This window comes from Kitasatospora sp. NPDC086801, assembly GCF_044745805.1.
Classification (GTDB): Bacteria; Actinomycetota; Actinomycetes; order Streptomycetales; family Streptomycetaceae; genus Kitasatospora.
On the sequence record NZ_JBIVAX010000006.1, the window covers coordinates 276,294 to 292,223 of the forward strand.

The 15,930-nt window shown below is 73.6% G+C and carries 12 protein-coding genes; 7 read left to right on the top strand and 5 right to left on the bottom strand.

From position 1 onward, the window contains the following. The first annotated feature begins 202 nt into the window (after positions 1 to 202). Positions 203 to 715: a hypothetical protein gene (locus ACIPLC_RS11060; RefSeq protein ID WP_400472657.1), complete on the top strand. Its 513-nt coding sequence runs from the start codon at positions 203 to 205 to the stop codon at positions 713 to 715. Between the two features lie 609 nt (positions 716 to 1,324). Next, positions 1,325 to 2,734 carry a family 2B encapsulin nanocompartment shell protein gene (locus ACIPLC_RS11065; RefSeq protein WP_400472658.1) on the top strand — a complete coding sequence of 470 codons (1,410 nt, stop codon included), beginning with the start codon at positions 1,325 to 1,327 and terminating at the stop codon, positions 2,732 to 2,734. 748 nt (positions 2,735 to 3,482) lie between these two features. On the opposite strand, the gene ACIPLC_RS11070 is transcribed toward ACIPLC_RS11065, so the two are convergent. Next, on the bottom strand, positions 3,483 to 3,920 hold the full coding sequence (locus tag ACIPLC_RS11070) for a hypothetical protein (RefSeq protein WP_400472659.1): 438 nt from the start codon (positions 3,918 to 3,920) through the stop codon (positions 3,483 to 3,485). Between the two features lie 197 nt (positions 3,921 to 4,117). Here ACIPLC_RS11070 and ACIPLC_RS11075 point away from each other — a divergent pair, with 197 nt between their 5' ends. Continuing rightward, positions 4,118 to 4,888 (top strand): hypothetical protein, encoded by a 771-nt coding sequence (locus tag ACIPLC_RS11075; protein WP_400472660.1) that lies wholly within the window; start codon positions 4,118 to 4,120, stop codon positions 4,886 to 4,888. A 64-nt stretch (positions 4,889 to 4,952) separates the two neighbouring features. Here ACIPLC_RS11075 and ACIPLC_RS11080 read toward each other — a convergent pair whose 3' ends face one another. Beyond that, positions 4,953 to 7,295 carry a glycosyl hydrolase family 18 protein gene (locus ACIPLC_RS11080; RefSeq protein WP_400472661.1) on the bottom strand — a complete coding sequence of 781 codons (2,343 nt, stop codon included), beginning with the start codon at positions 7,293 to 7,295 and terminating at the stop codon, positions 4,953 to 4,955. 284 nt (positions 7,296 to 7,579) lie between these two features. On the opposite strand from ACIPLC_RS11080, the gene ACIPLC_RS11085 reads away from it, so the two are divergent. The 3 genes from ACIPLC_RS11085 to ACIPLC_RS11095 are packed head-to-tail and all read left to right on the top strand — an operon-like array spanning position 7,580 to position 10,017. Further along, positions 7,580 to 8,227, top strand: a complete 648-nt coding sequence (locus tag ACIPLC_RS11085) for a class I SAM-dependent methyltransferase (RefSeq protein WP_400472662.1) — start codon at positions 7,580 to 7,582, stop codon at positions 8,225 to 8,227. A 14-nt stretch (positions 8,228 to 8,241) separates the two neighbouring features. Further along, complete coding sequence (locus ACIPLC_RS11090; protein WP_400472663.1) at positions 8,242 to 8,919, top strand: hypothetical protein; 678 nt, start codon at positions 8,242 to 8,244, stop codon at positions 8,917 to 8,919. A gap of 51 nt (positions 8,920 to 8,970) precedes the next feature. Further along, complete coding sequence (locus tag ACIPLC_RS11095) at positions 8,971 to 10,017, top strand: hypothetical protein (RefSeq protein WP_400472664.1); 1,047 nt, start codon at positions 8,971 to 8,973, stop codon at positions 10,015 to 10,017. On the opposite strand, the gene ACIPLC_RS11100 is transcribed toward ACIPLC_RS11095, so the two are convergent. Then, the gene (locus ACIPLC_RS11100; RefSeq protein ID WP_400472665.1) at positions 10,014 to 12,230 is read right to left on the bottom strand and encodes a hypothetical protein; all 2,217 of its coding nucleotides are present in this window, start codon (positions 12,228 to 12,230) and stop codon (positions 10,014 to 10,016) included. The genes ACIPLC_RS11095 and ACIPLC_RS11100 overlap by 4 nt on opposite strands. A 372-nt stretch (positions 12,231 to 12,602) precedes the next feature. On the opposite strand from ACIPLC_RS11100, the gene ACIPLC_RS11105 reads away from it, so the two are divergent. Next, on the top strand, positions 12,603 to 13,190 hold the full coding sequence (locus ACIPLC_RS11105; protein ID WP_400472666.1) for a TerD family protein: 588 nt from the start codon (positions 12,603 to 12,605) through the stop codon (positions 13,188 to 13,190). Between the two features lie 60 nt (positions 13,191 to 13,250). On the opposite strand, the gene ACIPLC_RS11110 is transcribed toward ACIPLC_RS11105, so the two are convergent. Together ACIPLC_RS11110 and ACIPLC_RS11115 are read right to left on the bottom strand one after the other, a co-directional pair. After that, positions 13,251 to 14,912, bottom strand: coding sequence for an ABC transporter permease (locus ACIPLC_RS11110; protein ID WP_400472667.1), 1,662 nt, complete (start codon positions 14,910 to 14,912; stop codon positions 13,251 to 13,253). Next, positions 14,909 to 15,835, bottom strand: coding sequence for an ABC transporter ATP-binding protein (locus ACIPLC_RS11115; protein ID WP_400472668.1), 927 nt, complete (start codon positions 15,833 to 15,835; stop codon positions 14,909 to 14,911). Before ACIPLC_RS11115 ends, ACIPLC_RS11110 begins: the two co-directional genes overlap by 4 nt. Positions 15,836 to 15,930 lie beyond the last annotated feature (95 nt).

Below are 15,930 nucleotides of genomic sequence, written 5' to 3' on the forward strand. Positions count from 1 at the left end.
CGGTCCAGGGCGGGGCCGGGGCCGCCGCGGCCGGTCCGACCGGCCGGTCCGGGGCGGCGGCGAAGCATAGGGCCCCGAGCGGGGCGGCGGGGGCGGAACGCGGCCGGGGTGGTCCACGGTGTCCGCCGCCGACTCGTGCGTCGGTACGGACCGGGGCGGAGCGGGGCAACGGAACCGGTGCCGCGCCCTACGCTCCTTGGTCATGCGCAGAACACATTTGAGCCGTGTCGCCCTCGCCGCGTGTCCGGCCCTCGCGGTCGGTCTGCTCCTGTCCGCCACGCCCGCGCAGGCCGACGCCCCGCTGCCGTTCACGGCCGTCTCCGACCGGCAAACGACCGTCCGGGGCGGCGAGTTCACCCTGACCCTGACGCTCAGCAACCCGTACGACACGCCGATCCAGTTCGTGTACCAGAGCGTTCAGCCGACCTACCGGACCAGTCTGGAGAACGGCCTCAAGTTCACCGCCACGGCCTGCGGCACCCAGACCAACGGTTGCAGCGACAACGTCCACGGCGGCATCGCCCGGTACAACGTGCCGCTCGCCCCCGGCGCCACGAGCAGCTTCACGGTCACCTACACCGTGGCGCCGGACTCGACCTGCGGAGCGGCGACCCGGATCGACTTCTACTCCTACCTGTACTACGAGTACAAGGGGGGCGAGGCCAAGAACTCCGGCATCGTCGGCATCCCCGGCAGCCAGATCGCCTGCGCCTGACGCGCCGCCCGACCGGCGTTCCCCTCGCCGCTTCCCCCGTCGCAACCCCCACTGCGCATCCCCGATCCCCGTCAGGTGCCGGCCGCCCCCGTCCCGGCACCTGACGGGCTGTTCGCATGCCCGGATCCCGGCGGGGCGGGCACGGCGCCCACGGCCGAAGCGCAGCTCACCGCCCCTGCCGACGACCCGCTCCCGCCGATGTCGTACGGGAGGTACGCCGCCGTCCGCGCGCGGGCGCCGGGCCGCCGTCCGCGCCCGGGCGGGCGTCGGGCGGGCGTCGGGCGGGCGTCGGGCGGGCGTCTGGCGGTGCGGGATCCACGGCGGCGAACGGATGTTCTCGCGGCCCGGGGTCCGACCGGAATGGGACCGCTCCAGATTCACCCTATCGGGGGGTAGTCGGCCTCCGTGCGGGTCTGGTCGGGGGCTGGTGATCTAGGGTTCCGCATGGGCCGCCGGGAGACGGTGGCCGTGATCGCGATGAATCGCCAACACCCCCGCCAACGCGCGTATCTGATGATCCATCATGGCATCAGTCGAGGTGGACCGGTACGACTCCGTCGCCGTCCGTCCCTGACCGCGTGATCCGACCAGATGAGGAGACCCCTGCCGATGCCCGTGGACACGAGCCCGGAGACAGCGCAGGTCCCGCAGCAGTCCAGCCTTACGACGGCCGCTGCCCGCAACCTTGCCACCACGACCAAGTCCGCACCGCAGATGCAGGAGATCACCTCCCGCTGGCTGCTCAAGGTGCTTCCCTGGGTGCAGGCCGCCGGCGGCGCCTACCGCGTCAACCGACGGCTCACCTACACCGTCGGCAACGGCGTGGTCGAGTTCATCAAGACCGGCTCCCAGGTCCGGGTGATCCCCGCCGAGCTGGGCGAACTCGCCCTGCTGCGCGGCTTCGAGGACGAGGAGGTGCTGGCCGCGATCGCCGACCGCTGCGAGCAGCGCGACTTCGGCCCCGGCGAGGTGCTCACCACCCAGGGCGAGGCCGCCGACCGGATCTTCCTGATCGCGCACGGCAAGATCAACAAGATCGGCACCGGCAAGTACGGCGACGACACCGTGGTCGGCGTGGCCGGCGACGGCGACCGCTTCGGCGACGACGCCCTGCTGGACCCGGACGCCGCCTGGGAGTTCACCGCCACGTCCGCCACCGCCGGTGTGGCGCTCACCCTGACCCGCCGCGACTTCGCCGCCATCCGGGACAACTCGCCGAGCCTCCAGGAGCACCTGCTCTCGTTCCTGGCCCTGCCGCAGCAGGCCCAGAACGAGCGCGGCGAGGCCGAGATCGCCATGTCGGCCGGCCACCACGGCGAGTTCGAGCTCCCCGGCGCCTTCGTGGACTACGAGCTCAAGCCCCGCGAGTACGAGCTGAGCGTCGCGCAGACCATCCTCAAGGTCCACACCCGCGTCGCGGACCTGTACAACGAGCCGATGAACCAGATCGAGCACCAGCTCCGGCTGACCATCGAGGCGCTGCGCGAGCGCCAGGAGCACGAGCTGATCAACAACCCGGAGTTCGGCCTGCTCAACAACGCCGACTTCGACCAGCGGATCCAGACCCACTCCGGCCCGCCCACCCCGGACGACCTGGACGAGCTGCTCAACCGCCGCCGCGAGCCCGACTACCTGCTCGCCCACCCGCGGGCCATCGCCGCGATCGGCCGCGAGTTCAACGCCCGTGGCCTGTACCCCCACCACGTCGACCTCGGCGGGCAGCAGGTGCCGGCCTGGCGCGGGGTGCCGATCCTGCCGTGCAACAAGATCCCGATCACCAAGGAGAACACCAGCTCCATCCTGGTGATCCGTACTGGTGAGGACAACCAGGGCGTCATCGGCCTGCACCAGAACGGCATCCCGGACGAGTACCAGCCGTCGCTGTCGGTCCGCTTCATGGGGATCGACGAGAAGGCGATCATCTCCTACCTGGTCAGCGCCTACTACTCGGCCGCGATCCTGGTGCCGGACGCGGTCGGCGTCCTGGAGAACGTCGAGATCGCGCACCGCCGCCACTGAGGGCGGCCGACAGCGGGCCCGGGCCGTAACCGGCCGGCTCGAAGATCGTTTGACCTGATGACGGACGGCCCGCCCCCGAAGGCGGGCCGTCCGCCTGATCACGCCTGATCACGCCTGCCCGCGTCCGACTGCGGGCCGGGCGGATCGCCCTGTTCTGATCCTGTTCGCGACCCCGTTCCCGTCCCTGGCGACCCGAGAGGTGAGTGGAGCCCATGCCGCAGCGCCGGCAGTCCCGACGGATATCGCTGGACGGTGGTGGGGGTGCGGCCTCCGGTCGGCGGACCAGGCTGATCGGCGCCGCGGTCGGCGTGGTCGCGATGTGCGCGTTGGTCAGCGGAGCCTCGGCGTCCGGCACCGAACACCACGGCGGGGGGCAGCGGTACGGCACGACCGTCGACTCCTGCGTCTGCACCGGGACGGACGTGTCGGTGCAGGTCGGGCCGGGTGGGGACGTGAACGTCGGAGTGGACGTGGACGTCCAGGTCGGCGTCACCGTCGCCCCGACGGCCGACCCGCGGCACCAGGGCCCCAAGCCCCCGCACTGGCACCACCCGTGCCACGCGTCGAAGGCCGCACCGGGCCCGGCGGCACCGTCGTCCTCGGGCACCGGGGGAGTCCGCCGGCAGCCCGGCCGCCCGGACGACGAGCACGGCGGGTACGGCGGGTACGACGAGCACGGCGGGTACGGCGGCCAAGACGGGGACTGGTGGCCCGGGGAGCACGACGGGGACTGGTGGCACCACCACCATCACCACCCGCACCCCTGCCCGAGCCCCACCCCCAGCCCGACCCCCACGCCGACGCGGACGGCCACGCCGATCCCGACGTCGAGCCCCACCCACACGCCCAGCCCGACACCGACACCGACGCCTCCGCCGAGCGCCACTCCGACGCCTTCGCCGACGCCGAAGCCCAGTCCGTCGCCGACACCCACCCCCTCGCCGACGGCGCCGGCCCCCAGCCCGCCACCGGCGTCACCCGCGCCCCCGCCACCGCCCGCCCCGGCTCCGGTGGCACCCGGGCCCCCGCCGGCCCCCAGTTCGGACGCGCCGAGCCCGGTGCGCCCGAGCCCCCTGTGGCCGACCCCGGCGGCGCAGCCGGTGTACCACGTGCGGGCGGCGAGGCCGCTGGCCGTGCCGCAGCACCACCACAGCGCCCCGGCGACGACCACCATGCTGCTGGTCACCGTGCCCGCCGTGCTGGCGGCGGCGGCCCTGCGCCCGGGCCGTGGACGCGGCCGCGGCCGTTCCGGGCGGTCCTGACCGCCCCGCCGAGGCGGCCCGCCCCGGGCCCCCGGTCCGGCCCTGGAGCCCGACCTGTCTGGCCCGGGGCCGGCCTCGACCCTTTGTTCCGTCACAAGCCGAGCCAGAGAAGGGAGTTCCCATGTCCGAATGGTTGGCGTTGGCCATCGCGATGGCGGCGGCCTGTGCCGTCGTGGTGGCGGTGGTGGTGCTGCGGCACCGCCGGGTGGGCACCGAGAAGAACGTCGACGAGACCCCGGACGTCATCGACTACATCACGATGATGATCGGCGTGGTCTACGCGATCGTCCTCGGCCTCGCCCTCGCGGGTGTCTGGGAGGCGCGCGGCGCCGCCCAGGACGACCTGTTCCGGGAGGCGCAGTCCTTGCAGGAGGTGAGCGACCGGGCGGTGGTCTACCCGGCCGAGTTCCGCGACCAGGTCCGGGCCGACGTGGACGCCTACGTCTCGTACGTGGTGAAGGTCGAGTGGGACTACATGCGCAAGAACGGCGAGATCTCCGACAAGGGCACCGAACTGCTGGACAAGCTGCGGGTGGACGTCGCCACCCGGCCGCCGGCCTCCGAGCTGGAGTCGCAGTCCTACCAGCCGATCATGGACCGGATCAGTCAGGCCGACGACGCCCGCAACTCGCGCGGGCAGAACGCCGGGCCGACCATGCCCGGGGTGGTCTGGTTCGGCCTGATCACGGGCGCCGTGGTGACGGTCGGCATGCTCTTCGCGCTACAGATCCGGCGCACACCACGGGAGTTGATCCTGGCGGGCTGCTTCAGCGCGCTGATCGCGTTCCTGCTGTTCATGATCTGGGACTTCGACGATCCGTTCGGCCGGAGCGTCTCGGTGACCACCCAGACGTTCGTCGACCTGTTCCCCTCCCTCGGGCTCAAGGGCTGAGCAGGACCTGCTGAACCACGGTGGGCCCGCGCGGATCCGCGCGGGCCCACCGGTGTGCCGGGCGTCAGCGCAGGCTGCCGTCCATGGAGTTGAGCAGCGTGCCGGAGGCGTCGTCGTTCTCCAGGGAGAAGGCGAACAGACCGCCGAGGCCCTTGCTCTTGGCGTAGGCCCCGCGCGCCTGGATGGCCTGCGGGGTGTCACCGGTCCAGAAGTTGGTGCCGTCGTAGACCCAGCTGCTCTCGGTGACCGAGTCCCAGTGGGTGGTGGCGGCGGTCGGGTTGAGCTCCTTCCAGGCGGCCAGTCCGGCCTCCTGGCTCAGCGGCTTGGCGGCCGTCGGGCCGGTCGCGCTCTGGTACAGGCCGTAGTCGGAGCCGGCCGGGACACCGGTCCAGCCGCGCCAGTAGAACGGGATGCCGAGCACCAGCTTGCCGGCCGGGAAGCCGCCGGGGATGCCGTACTCGGGTAGGCCGGTGGTGTATGCGGCGAGCATGGTGTCCACGTTGTACTTGCGGGTGCCGGGGGTGATCGGCGTGGTCGGGTCGGCCGGGCTGTCGTGCAGCGGGTCCTGGTGGTTGGTCGGGCCCTTGGCGTCCCAGGCGCCGTGCATGTCGTAGGACATGACGTCGGCGTAGTCGAGGTAGGCGCCGATCTTGTCGGTCTCCAGCTGGGCGATCTTGTCCTGGCCGCTGGGCAGGGCGGCGGACAGCAGGTAGCGCTTGCCCTGGGCGGAGCCGAGCGCGTCCAGCTGGGTGCGGAACTCCTTGAGCAGGAGGGTGAAGTTCTGCTTGTCGGCGGGGGAGTAGTGGTTGCCGGTGTGGCCGCCGGCCGAGCCCGGGTACTCCCAGTCGAGGTCGACGCCGTCGAAGATGCCGGCCGCCGTGGCCGCGCCGCCGGAGGCGTCGCCCGCGACGCCGGTCGGCAGGTTCCCCTTGAGGAACATGTCGACGCAGGAGGAGACGAAGGTCTTCCGGGAGGCGTCGGTGGCGGCCGCGTCGGAGAAGTACTTGGAGTACGTCCAGCCGCCGATCGAGATGGTGAACCGCAGGTTCGGGTACTTGGCCTTGAGCTGGCGCAGCTGGTTGAAGTTGCCCTTGAGCGGCTGCTCCCAGGTGTCGCTGCTGCCGTCCACGCTGGTGCCGGAGTTGTAGTCGGACTGGTAGTCGGCGTAGGCGTCGCCCGCGCCGTCACCGGCGTTGGGGTTGTTCTCGTTGGTCGAGTCGGAGGCCTTCACCGCCTGGAAGCAGGTGAGCTTGGTGGGGTCGATGTTGGCGAACGCGTAGTGGATGACGTCCAGCTTGCCCGCGGCGCCGCTGGTGTCGACGTTCTTCGGGTAGTACGCGTTCTCGTAGACGCCCCACTGGTCGAAGTAGGCCGAGCGGACGGGCTGTTGCGCGGGGGCGGCGGCGGTCGTGGTGCTCACCGCGGCGGACTGGGCGGAGGCGTGGGAGCCGGAGTAGCCCTGGACGCTGAAGGTGTAGGCCTTGCCGGGCAGCAGCGAGCTGACGGCGACCGAGGTGCCCATCGAGGTGGCGACCAGCTGGCCGTTGGACCACACCTTGTAGGCGATCGGGCCGTCGCCGGTGGTCAGGGTGGAGGGCTGCCAGGTGAGGACCACGGCGCCCGCGGTGACCGTGCTGACACCGACGCCGGTGGGCGTGGTGACCTTGCCGTCCCCGGCCGGGCCGCTGGCGGTGGCCGTCGCGGTCGGGCTGCCGGTGGCGGTGGGACTGCCGGTGGCCGTCGGGCTGGTGGAGGCGGTGGGGCTGCCGGACGCGGTCGGACTGCTGGACCCGGTGGGGCTGGTGGAGGCCGTCGGACTGCCGCTCGCCGTCGGGCTGCCGGAGGAGGTGGGCCCGGCCGGGCCGGTCAGGCTGAGGTCGTCGGCGTAGTAGGCACCGGTGCCGTACCAGCCGTGGGTGAAGACCGTCACCGAGGTGGTGGTGGCGCCGGTGGTGAAGGTGGTGCTCAGCGGGTTCCAGCCGGTGCCGCCGGGCGTCCAGACCGAGGAGTTGACGCCCGCCCCGGTGGCGCCGAGGTAGACGTAGCTGCCCTGGACGAAGCCGGACAGGGTGTACGTGGTGTTCGGCTGGACGGTGACGGTCTGCTGGCACTGCGCGGTGTCGGAGGCCGAGGCGGCGCCGCTGAGCGCGTGACTCCCGCCGTGCACCGGGGTGGTGACGACGGACCCGTTGGCACAGGTCCAGCCGGCCAGGGTGCCGGCTTCGAAGTCGCCGTTGGTCAGCAGGTTCACCGGGGCGGCCGAGGCGGGGCCGAGGGTCAGGGCGAGGGCGGCGCCGCTGGTGCAGAGGGTGGCGGCGAGGGCCAGGGCCGTGGCCCGTCTGCGCGGAGCGGCCCGGCGCCCGGTGGGCTCCTGGGCGGCCCGTGCGGGCATGACGCGGTCGTGCATGCGGTGTGTCCTCCGGATGTGTGGGGGTTCCGGCGGTGCGTGGCCCGGGTGGGCCTGGGGAGCCGCCCGGGCGCTGTGGGGGCGCGCGGACAGGTGGAGCGTGCCGACGTGCGGACGGCGGACGCGGCGGGCCGGTTGACCCGCTCGCATCACGACATCACAGATTGGACTGGACCAATATTCGCCGTCAAGGGTGTCCGCCCGCTGGACCGTTCCGGGCCGCCGCCGCCCAGGCCCGGTAGGTTGACCGCTGCGGAGCAGGCCCGCCGAACGGAGGACTCGCCATGGACAGCCAGGACTGGGACGACCGCTACGCCGGGAGCGCGCTGGTGTGGGGCGCCGAGCCCAACCGCTGGGTGGTCCGCGAACTGACCGGCCACACCCCGGCCCACACCCCCGGCCACGCCCTCGACCTGGCCACCGGGGAGGGCCGCAACGCCATCTGGCTGGCCACCCTGGGCTGGGAGGTCACCGGCCTGGACTACTCCGCCGTCGCCCTGGAACGCGCCGAGCGGCTCACCGCCGACCTGCCCGACGAGGTCGCCGACCGGCTCACCTGGCGGCACGGCGACGCCCGCACCTTCGACGCCCCCGCCGCCGGCTACGACCTGATCCTGGTCGCCTACCTCCAGGTCCCCGCCCAGGACCGCCGGGCCGCGCTGCGCCGCGCCGCCGCCGCGCTCGCCCCGGGCGGCACCCTGCTGGTGATCGGGCACGACCTGAGCAACCTCACCGAGGGCGTCGGCGGCCCCCAGGATCCGGCCGTGCTGTTCACCCCCCAGGACGTCCTCGCCGACCTCGCCGACCACGGCCTGCGCACCGTCCGGGCCGAACGGGTGCACCGGCCGGTCGGCCCGGAACCCGGGCACAAGGGGGAGGGCGGCGGCGTCGCGATCGACGTGCTGGTGCGCCTGGAGCGGGGTGCCGAGTGACGGGGGACCAGGTGATGGAGCACCGAGTGGCGGCGCGGCCGGCCCGGCGCACCCTGCTCACCGGCCTGGCGATCGCCGCTCCGGTGCTGCTGGCGGGCTGCTCGGCCTCCTCCGGCAAGGCCGGCAAGAAGGCGGGCAAGGACGCCGGTGCGGCCCGGGCGAGCGACGCGGGCGGTGAGGCCCTGGTGATGATCATCCGGCACGGCGAGAAGCCGGACGGCGCCCACCCGGGACTGGACGAGAACGGCAGCCACGACGGCAAGTCCCTGACCGAGCGCGGCTGGTCCCGCGCCCGGGCGCTGCCCACCCTGTTCGCCCCGCCCGCCCCCGGCCTGCGCACCCCCGCCCGGATCCTCGCCGCCGCCGACCAGGGCCCGCTGGCCGGGGCGCACCGGATGCGGCAGACCGTCACCCCGCTCGCCGCCGAGCTCGGGCTGACCGTCGACACCGGGTACGCCGAGTCCCAGGAGACGGCCCTGGCCGGCGCCGCCCTGGCCGGGCCCCAGCCGGTGCTGATCTGCTGGGAGCACTCGCGGATCCCGCGGATCGTCGAGGCGCTCGGCGCCGCCGGCAGCGGTGTGCCCGCCACCTGGCCGGACCGCTTCGATCTGGTCTGGGTGTTCGCCCGGCCGGCCGGCGGGGCCTGGACCTTCCAGGAGGTCCGCCAGCACCTGCTGGACGGCGACGCCTGATCCACCTGTGGGCGTACGCGGCCTGATGCAGCGTCAACTAGCTTGTGAGTCATGAGGACTCGCACGCTCTTCGCCGCCGTGGCCGCCGCGGCGCTGCTGCTGTCCGGCTGCGCCGAATCCGGCTCCGAGGACGGGCCGCAGCCCCGGCCGACCCGGGCCACCGGCGTGCCGCCGACGGGAGGCGAGCGCCGTGCCGACGGCGCCGAACTGCTCTACCGGGCCGACGGCGGCCACAGCGCCCAGAACCCCGCCTTCGCCCCGGACGGCCGCTCGGTGCTGCTGACCGAGTTCAGCGAGGGGTACAACAAGGGCGCCGCCGCCCTCGGCGTGCTGCCCCTGGACGGCGGCCGCACACCGCAGAAGGTCCTGGAGGATCCCGACAAGGCCGCCGTCAACCTCCCCGGCACCAGCTGGAACGCCGCCACCGGCGCCTTCACCTTCGCCACCGACCGGGAGTCCGGCCACGACGAGGTCTGGCTGATGACGCCCGGCGGCAGCCCCGAGCGGGTCACCCGGCACGAGGACGGCAGCGGCTACAGCGAGCCGAGCTTCTCCCCGGACGGCGCCTGGATCGTCTTCCAGCAGAGCTGGGAGCCGGAACACGCCGCCGTGCACGGCGACAACGCCGAACAGGACTCGCTGTGGAAGGTCCGCCGCGACGGCGGCGCCCCGCTCCGGCTGGTCGACGGCAAGGGCACCGGTACCGACAACCGGCAGCCGAACTGGTCACCCCGGGGCGACCGGATCGTCTTCCAGCGGCGCACTGCCGGCGGCGAGAACTGGGCGCTGTGGACGGTCGGCGCGGACGGCACCGGCCTGCGCCAGGTCACCGACGTGCCGGGCGAGCACACCGATCCCACCTGGTCCCCGGACGGCCGGTACCTGGTGTTCTCCTCCAACCTCGGCGACCTGCCGAACGCCCAGGTCTTCGTGGTCGCGGCCGACGGCGGCCGCCCCGTCCGGGTGACCGGCGACGACGGCTCGTACGACGGCGCGCCGAGCTGGTCCCCGGACGGGAAGTGGATCGCCTTCGAGTCCGCCCCGGGCGGCGAGGCCAACCCCGCCGCCCTCTGGCGCATCCCCGCGCCCGCGCTCTAGCTCACCGTCACCGTCACCACCGAGTACTGCACGACGGTCAGCGGCACGCTGACCGTCGTGCCCGTGACGGTGTACGGGACGGGCTTGGGCGTCGGGTCGGTGCCGTCCGGGGTGGCGACGGTGACGGCCGTGACGGCGGCGCCGGCCGGGAGGGCGTAGGAGAGCGTGCAGTTGGCGGGCGTGGTGCGGAAGGCCGCCGGGGTGTCGCCGAAGTTGGTGAAGTTCACCAGGTGGACGACGGTGTCGTTGCCGAGCCGCCGCGCGTCCAGGAAGATCCGGCGGTCCCCGGCCAGGGTGACGGCGGGCGGTGCGGACTGGCGGACGGGGGCGAGCAGTTGGTCGGCCGAGGCCTGGTCGGTCTTGGTGAGGTAGCTGAGCCCGGCCCGGTTGCGGACGTACCAGCAGGTGCCGCTGCCGTAGGAGTTCTGCTTGCTGGCCGGCAGCGGGCTGCCCCGGCGCAGCCCGAGCACGTCGGAGAGCGCGAACTCGGTGCGCTGGCCGCCCAGTTCGTCGAGCGCGGTGGGAGCCGGGCCGGTGATCACGATCGTCCCGCCAGCCGCGACGAAGCCCCGCAGCACGGCCGCCTCGGCGTCCGAGACCGCCTGGAGGTCGGGCAGCAGCAGCACCTTGAACCGGGCCAGGTCGGCGGCGGCCAGGCCGGGGCTGGGCACCGTGTCGAACGGGATGTGCGCGTACACCAGCGCCTTCACCGAGCCCCGGAACTCGCCCAGCCAGGGGACGGACGCGCAGCTCTGCTCCGGGTCGTCGCCGCCCCACCAGTCGCTGATCCCGGCCGGCGCGGTCGCGTTGACGTACATCCCGATGCCCGCGCCCGGGCTGACGTAGTCCCGGGACGGGCTGGAGTGGTAGACGCCCACCTGGGCGGTCGGGGCGGCGTTGTACAGCCGCTCCTGGTTGGCCTGGACGAAGCGGTACATCCGGGCGCGCATGGCCGCGTCCACGGTGTCGTTCTTGTACGGCGTCTTCACCTCGTACGGGTTGCAGCCGGCCGCGATCAGCTGGGACATCACCAGTGAGGCGTCGTCCGCCTGCCAGCCGTAGGAGAACGCCCAGGCGGGCTTGGTGCCGCTGGCGCCGCGCGCGTACTTGTACATCGAGATGAGACAGACCCAGTCGGAGGCGGTGGCGTGCCGCATGCCGTCGTAGTTGCCGAGGATGTCCACCTCCCAGACCTGGCTGACGGCGCCCTCGGCCTGGCGCAGGTAGCCGCCGTCCAGGCCGATCGAGGTGGCGTAGCGGTAGTCCATCGAGACGGTCTCGATGAAGGTGACCAGGTCGGGGTTGACCGCGCGCCCGGCGGCGGCGATGTCGAGCTGGAACTGGAGCAGGTTGCGGTGGCGCCATTCGAGGTAGCGGCGGAACACCGGGTCGGCGAAGTCGGCGGCCTTGGGCAGGGCGAGGCCGGTGTCGGCCTTGAAGGCGGCCGCGCCCCAGGTGGAGGCGTCGCACCAGGAGAGCACGCCGTCGAAGTAGATCGGGACGTCCGGCCAGATGCCGTCCACGCCGGTGGCGGCCACGCCCTTGATCCGCTTGAGGAAGTAGTCCCGCCAGGGCGAGTTGGGGCTGAGCCAGACGCTCTCGTCGCCCGGGTCGACCCAGACCACCACGCTGCCGTAGAACACGTTGGGCTTTCCGGCGAGGTCGCGTTGGACCCAGGCGCCGCCCTGGTCGTTCTTGTAGAATGAGCGGCCCTTCTCGCCGCCGGGGGAGATCAGCTCCAGGGAGGGGTAGTACATGACGACCTTGAGGCCGGCGGCGTGCGCCAGGCCGGTGAAGGTCTTCACCTCGGCCATGTGGGCCGCGAACTCGGCGTCGGTGAGCCAGTTGGAGAGCAGGGTGTCGAGTTCGATGACGCTGACGTTCTGCGCCCTGAGGGCGTCGACGGCGCTCTGCATGTCGGCGGGCTCGTTGAAGGTGCCGTCGCCGACGCGGGCGAACCGGGCCCAGTCCGGCCAGGGCTGCGCCGTGGCGGCGCCGCCGCCGGGGAGGGCGGCGGGTGCGGGCGCGGACTCCGGTACGGGCGCGGGCGCGGGCTCCGGGGCGGCGGCCCAGGCCTGGCCGCCGGGCAGCAGGCGGACGGCGGCCAGCGCGCCGCCGGTGCCCAGGCCGGCCCGCAGCAGGCGGCGGCGGCCGAGGCGCGAGGTGGTGGCGGCGGTGGCGGGTGCGGGTGGTGTTCCTTCGTGCTCGGACATGGTGGTCCCCCCAGCGTGGGTTGGCGGATCACGGGAACGTGCGCGGAACGCTCGGTGCGTCGGCGGCCGTTCTCCCGGTCGGCGGCGCCTCCGAGCCGACCCTAGTCCGCGTGCCGCCCGCCTGTTCGGCCCCTGTTCGCGGCTACGCCAGACGTCGGATCGCCGGTTGCCAGGTTGACCGAGCCGGATTGCGCGCCCGCCCCGCGCAAGCTCCTCCCCGGGGCGCTTGACAGTGTGCGGACCGCCCCCGGTGGTGACGGCGGGGGGAGTGCGGGGTAGGGGTCCTGGAAGCGCGTCGGTCGGATGATCATAGATGTTCGACAGTGCTGTAGATTCACGGCACGGAGCGGCGGCAGGAACGAGGAGGGCACGATGAGCGTTTCGCTGGCCAAGGGGCAGAAGATCAGCCTGGAGAAGCCGGGCGGCGGTCAGCTGAGTGTGGTCCGGATGGGCCTGGGCTGGCGGGCCGCGCAGCCGAAGGGCTTCTTCGCCAAGCTGCTGGCCGCCGGCCGGGAGATCGACCTGGACGCCTCGGCCGTGCTGTTCTCCCAGGGGCGGCCGGTGGACGTGGTCTTCTTCCAGCACCTCACCAGCAACGACGGCTCGGTCCGGCACAGCGGCGACAACCTGGTCGGCGGCGCGGGCGACGCGACGGACGACGAGTCGATCACCGTCGACCTGACCACGATGGCCGCCGAGGTCGACCAGATCCTCTTCACCGTCAACTCCTTCACCGGTCAGACCTTCCAGGAGGTCGAGGCGGCCTTCTGCCGGCTGGTCGACGAGCAGACCGGCGCCGAACTCGCCCGGTACACGCTCACCGGCGGCGGCCCGTACACCGCGCAGATCATGGCCAAGGTGCAGCGCACGCCCACCGGTTGGCAGATGACCGCGATCGGGCAGCCGGCCAGCGGGCGGACCTTCCAGGACCTGATGCCGGAGCTCGTCAAGCACCTGTGACCCGGTCCGGGGCCGGCCCGCCGCGGCCGGCCCCGGCCACTCCCGGTGAAGCTCCGGGCGTCAGCGCGCTTCCAGGTCGCGGCGCCGGAACCCGGCCAGCGCCAGCGCGATCAGGGCGGCCGCGACCAGGGTGAGCGCCGCGAGCGGCGTCCAGTCCATGGCGGCGGCCGGGAGCCGGGGCACCTGTCCGAACGGGGAGAGCCGGTCCAGGCCCGCCGGGAGCTTCAGCAGCGGGCCCAGGTACCCGATCACGAACGCGTACGCCGGCACCAGCCAGGCCAGCGGCGTCGCCCGGGGCAGCCAGCCGTACACGGCGGCGGCGAAACCCACCGTCACCCACTGGGCGGGCGCGAACGCCAGGGCCGCGCCGACCAGCCGCGGGAACGCGCCGCCGTCACCGGTGGACAGCGCCCCGGCCAGGCCGAAGCCCACCCCTGCCGCGAGCAGCACCGCGGTCGACCCGAGCAGCGCCGCCGCCAGGTGCCCGCCCAGCCAGCCGGACCGGGACACCCCGGTGGCGAGCACCGGCTCGGCCCGCCCGGCGCTCTCCTCGGCGCGTGGGCGCAGCGTCGCCAGCACCGCGTAGACCGCGCCGACCACCGCCACCACCAGCATGGTCATCGCGGCGAAGGAGTCGGTGAGCGAGCGCCCGCCGAGCCGGGCGAGGGCCTCCTTCAGCTGGTCGACGTCCTTGACCATCGCGTCGGCGCCGCCCAGCAGCGACCCGTACATCGCGCCGAGCAGCAGCAGCGCCGCCGCGAAGCCGCCCAGCAGGCCGCGGTGCAGGCGCAGGGCGAGGCCGAGCGGGGTGCCGAGGGCGGGACGCGCGGTGGGCGGCCCCGGGCGGGCGGCGCGCAGGCCGGAGCCCAGGTCCCGGCGGGTGCTCAGGGCGAAGCCGGCCGCGCCGGTGGCGGCGGTCAGGGCGAGCGCGGGCAGCAGCGGCCACCAGCGGTCGTCCACGAAGGGGTAGCTGCGCTGGAGCCAGCCGATCGGGGAGGCCCAGGAGAGCCCGTTCGACCCGGCGTCCCCGGCCGCGCGCACCGCGTAGGCGGCGCCGAGCACCGCGAGGGCCAGCCCGGAGGCCGTCCGGGCGTGCGCGGTGACCTGGACGGCGACGGCGGCCACCGCCGCGAACAGCAGCCCGCCGGCGGCGGTCGCGGCCCCGAACAGCAGCGCGCCGCCGGTGCCGAGCCCGGGGACGCCGAGGGCGGGCAGCCCGGCGGCGAGCAGCAGGCCGAGCGCGAGGTCGGCGACGGCGGCGGCGGCCAGGGCGGCCGCGAGCTGGGCGTGCCGGCCGACGGCGGCGGAGCGGACCAGTTCGGCCCGCCCGCTCTCCTCCTCGGCCCGGGTGTGCCGGGTGACGATCAGGACGCTCATCAGCCCGGCCAGCACCGCCAGCAGGCCGAGCATCCGGTGGCCGAGCATGGCGCCCCAGGTGTAGTCGGCCAGGTAGTGGCCGGGGCCGGTCATGGCGAGGACGGCCGGGCTGGCGGAGGCGTGGGCGATCGAGGCGCGGTCGGCGGCGGTCGGGTAGACGGTGTGCACGCTGCCGGCGCTGGCGAGGGTGAGCAGGCCGAGGCCGAGCACCCAGGCGGGGAGGCGGACCCGGTCACGGCGCAGGGCGAAGCGGAGCAGCGCGGTGGTGCCGGCCAGGGTGGCGTGCGAGCGGGGCGGGCGCGGGGCCGTGGTGGGCGTGCTGGTCGCGGCGGCGGTGGCGGTCATCGGGCGGCCTCGCCGTCGACCGGGTGCCCGTTGGCGGCCAGCTCGTCGCCGTAGTGGCGCAGCATCAGCTCCTCCAGCGTGGGCGGGTGGCTGACCAGGCTGCGCAGCCCGGCCTCGCCGAGGCGGCGGATGGCGGCGTCCAGGTGGGCGCCGTCCACGGCGAAGCGCACCCGGGTGCCCTCGGTGCGGACGGCGTGCACGCCCTCCAGCGTCTCCAGCCCGGTGACGGGGCGGTGGGTCTCGGCCTCGACCGTGGTGCGGGTGAGGTGGCGCAGCTCGCCGAGGCTGCCGGTCTGCACCACCCGGCCGTGGCGGATGATGCTGACCCGGTCGCCGAGCTTCTCCACCTCGTCCAGGATGTGGCTGGACAGCAGGACGGTCCGCCCCTGCCGCCGGGCCTGGAGGACGACGTCCTGGAAGACCACCTCCATCAGCGGGTCGAGGCCGGAGGTCGGCTCGTCGAGCAGCAGCAGTTCGGCGTCGGAGGCGAGCGCGGCGACGATGGCGACCTTCTGCCGGTTGCCCTTGGAGTAGCTGCGGCCCTTCTTGGTGGGGTCGAGGTCGAAGCGCTCGATCAGCTCGTCGCGGCGGCGGCGGTCGAGTCGGCCGCGCAGCCGGGAGAGCAGGTCGATGGCCTCGCCGCCGGTGAGGTTGGGCCACAGTTCGACGTCGCCGGGGACGTAGGCGAGGCGGCGGTGCAGTTCGACGGCGTCGTGCCACGGGTCCTTGCCGAGCAGCCGGGCGCTGCCGCCGTCGGCGCGCAGCAGGCCGAGGAGCACCCGGATGGCGGTGGACTTCCCGGCGCCGTTGGGCCCCAGGAAGCCGTGCACCTCGCCGGTCTCGACGGTGAGGTCGAGGCCGTCCAGCGCGGTGGTCCGGCCGAAGGTCTTGCGGAGGCCGGTCAGAGCGATTGCCTTCGTCATGTTGTTGAAGCTACCGTAGTTTCAGAAAAACGTGAATATTGGGAAGGCGTTAAAGTTCAGTCGAGTTGTTGATCACCGGAGAGGGGAAGGCGCGC

Coding starts and splice junctions, on each gene's coding strand:
- ACIPLC_RS11060 (WP_400472657.1), top strand. CDS start 203: ATGCGCAGAACACATTTGAGCCGTGTCGCCCTCGCCGCGTGTCCGGCC.
- ACIPLC_RS11065 (WP_400472658.1), top strand. CDS start 1,325: ATGCCCGTGGACACGAGCCCGGAGACAGCGCAGGTCCCGCAGCAGTCC.
- ACIPLC_RS11075 (WP_400472660.1), top strand. CDS start 4,118: ATGTCCGAATGGTTGGCGTTGGCCATCGCGATGGCGGCGGCCTGTGCC.
- ACIPLC_RS11080 (WP_400472661.1), bottom strand. CDS start 7,295: ATGCACGACCGCGTCATGCCCGCACGGGCCGCCCAGGAGCCCACCGGG.
- ACIPLC_RS11085 (WP_400472662.1), top strand. CDS start 7,580: ATGGACAGCCAGGACTGGGACGACCGCTACGCCGGGAGCGCGCTGGTG.
- ACIPLC_RS11090 (WP_400472663.1), top strand. CDS start 8,242: ATGGAGCACCGAGTGGCGGCGCGGCCGGCCCGGCGCACCCTGCTCACC.
- ACIPLC_RS11095 (WP_400472664.1), top strand. CDS start 8,971: ATGAGGACTCGCACGCTCTTCGCCGCCGTGGCCGCCGCGGCGCTGCTG.
- ACIPLC_RS11100 (WP_400472665.1), bottom strand. CDS start 12,230: ATGTCCGAGCACGAAGGAACACCACCCGCACCCGCCACCGCCGCCACC.
- ACIPLC_RS11105 (WP_400472666.1), top strand. CDS start 12,603: ATGAGCGTTTCGCTGGCCAAGGGGCAGAAGATCAGCCTGGAGAAGCCG.
- ACIPLC_RS11110 (WP_400472667.1), bottom strand. CDS start 14,912: ATGACCGCCACCGCCGCCGCGACCAGCACGCCCACCACGGCCCCGCGC.
- ACIPLC_RS11115 (WP_400472668.1), bottom strand. CDS start 15,835: ATGACGAAGGCAATCGCTCTGACCGGCCTCCGCAAGACCTTCGGCCGG.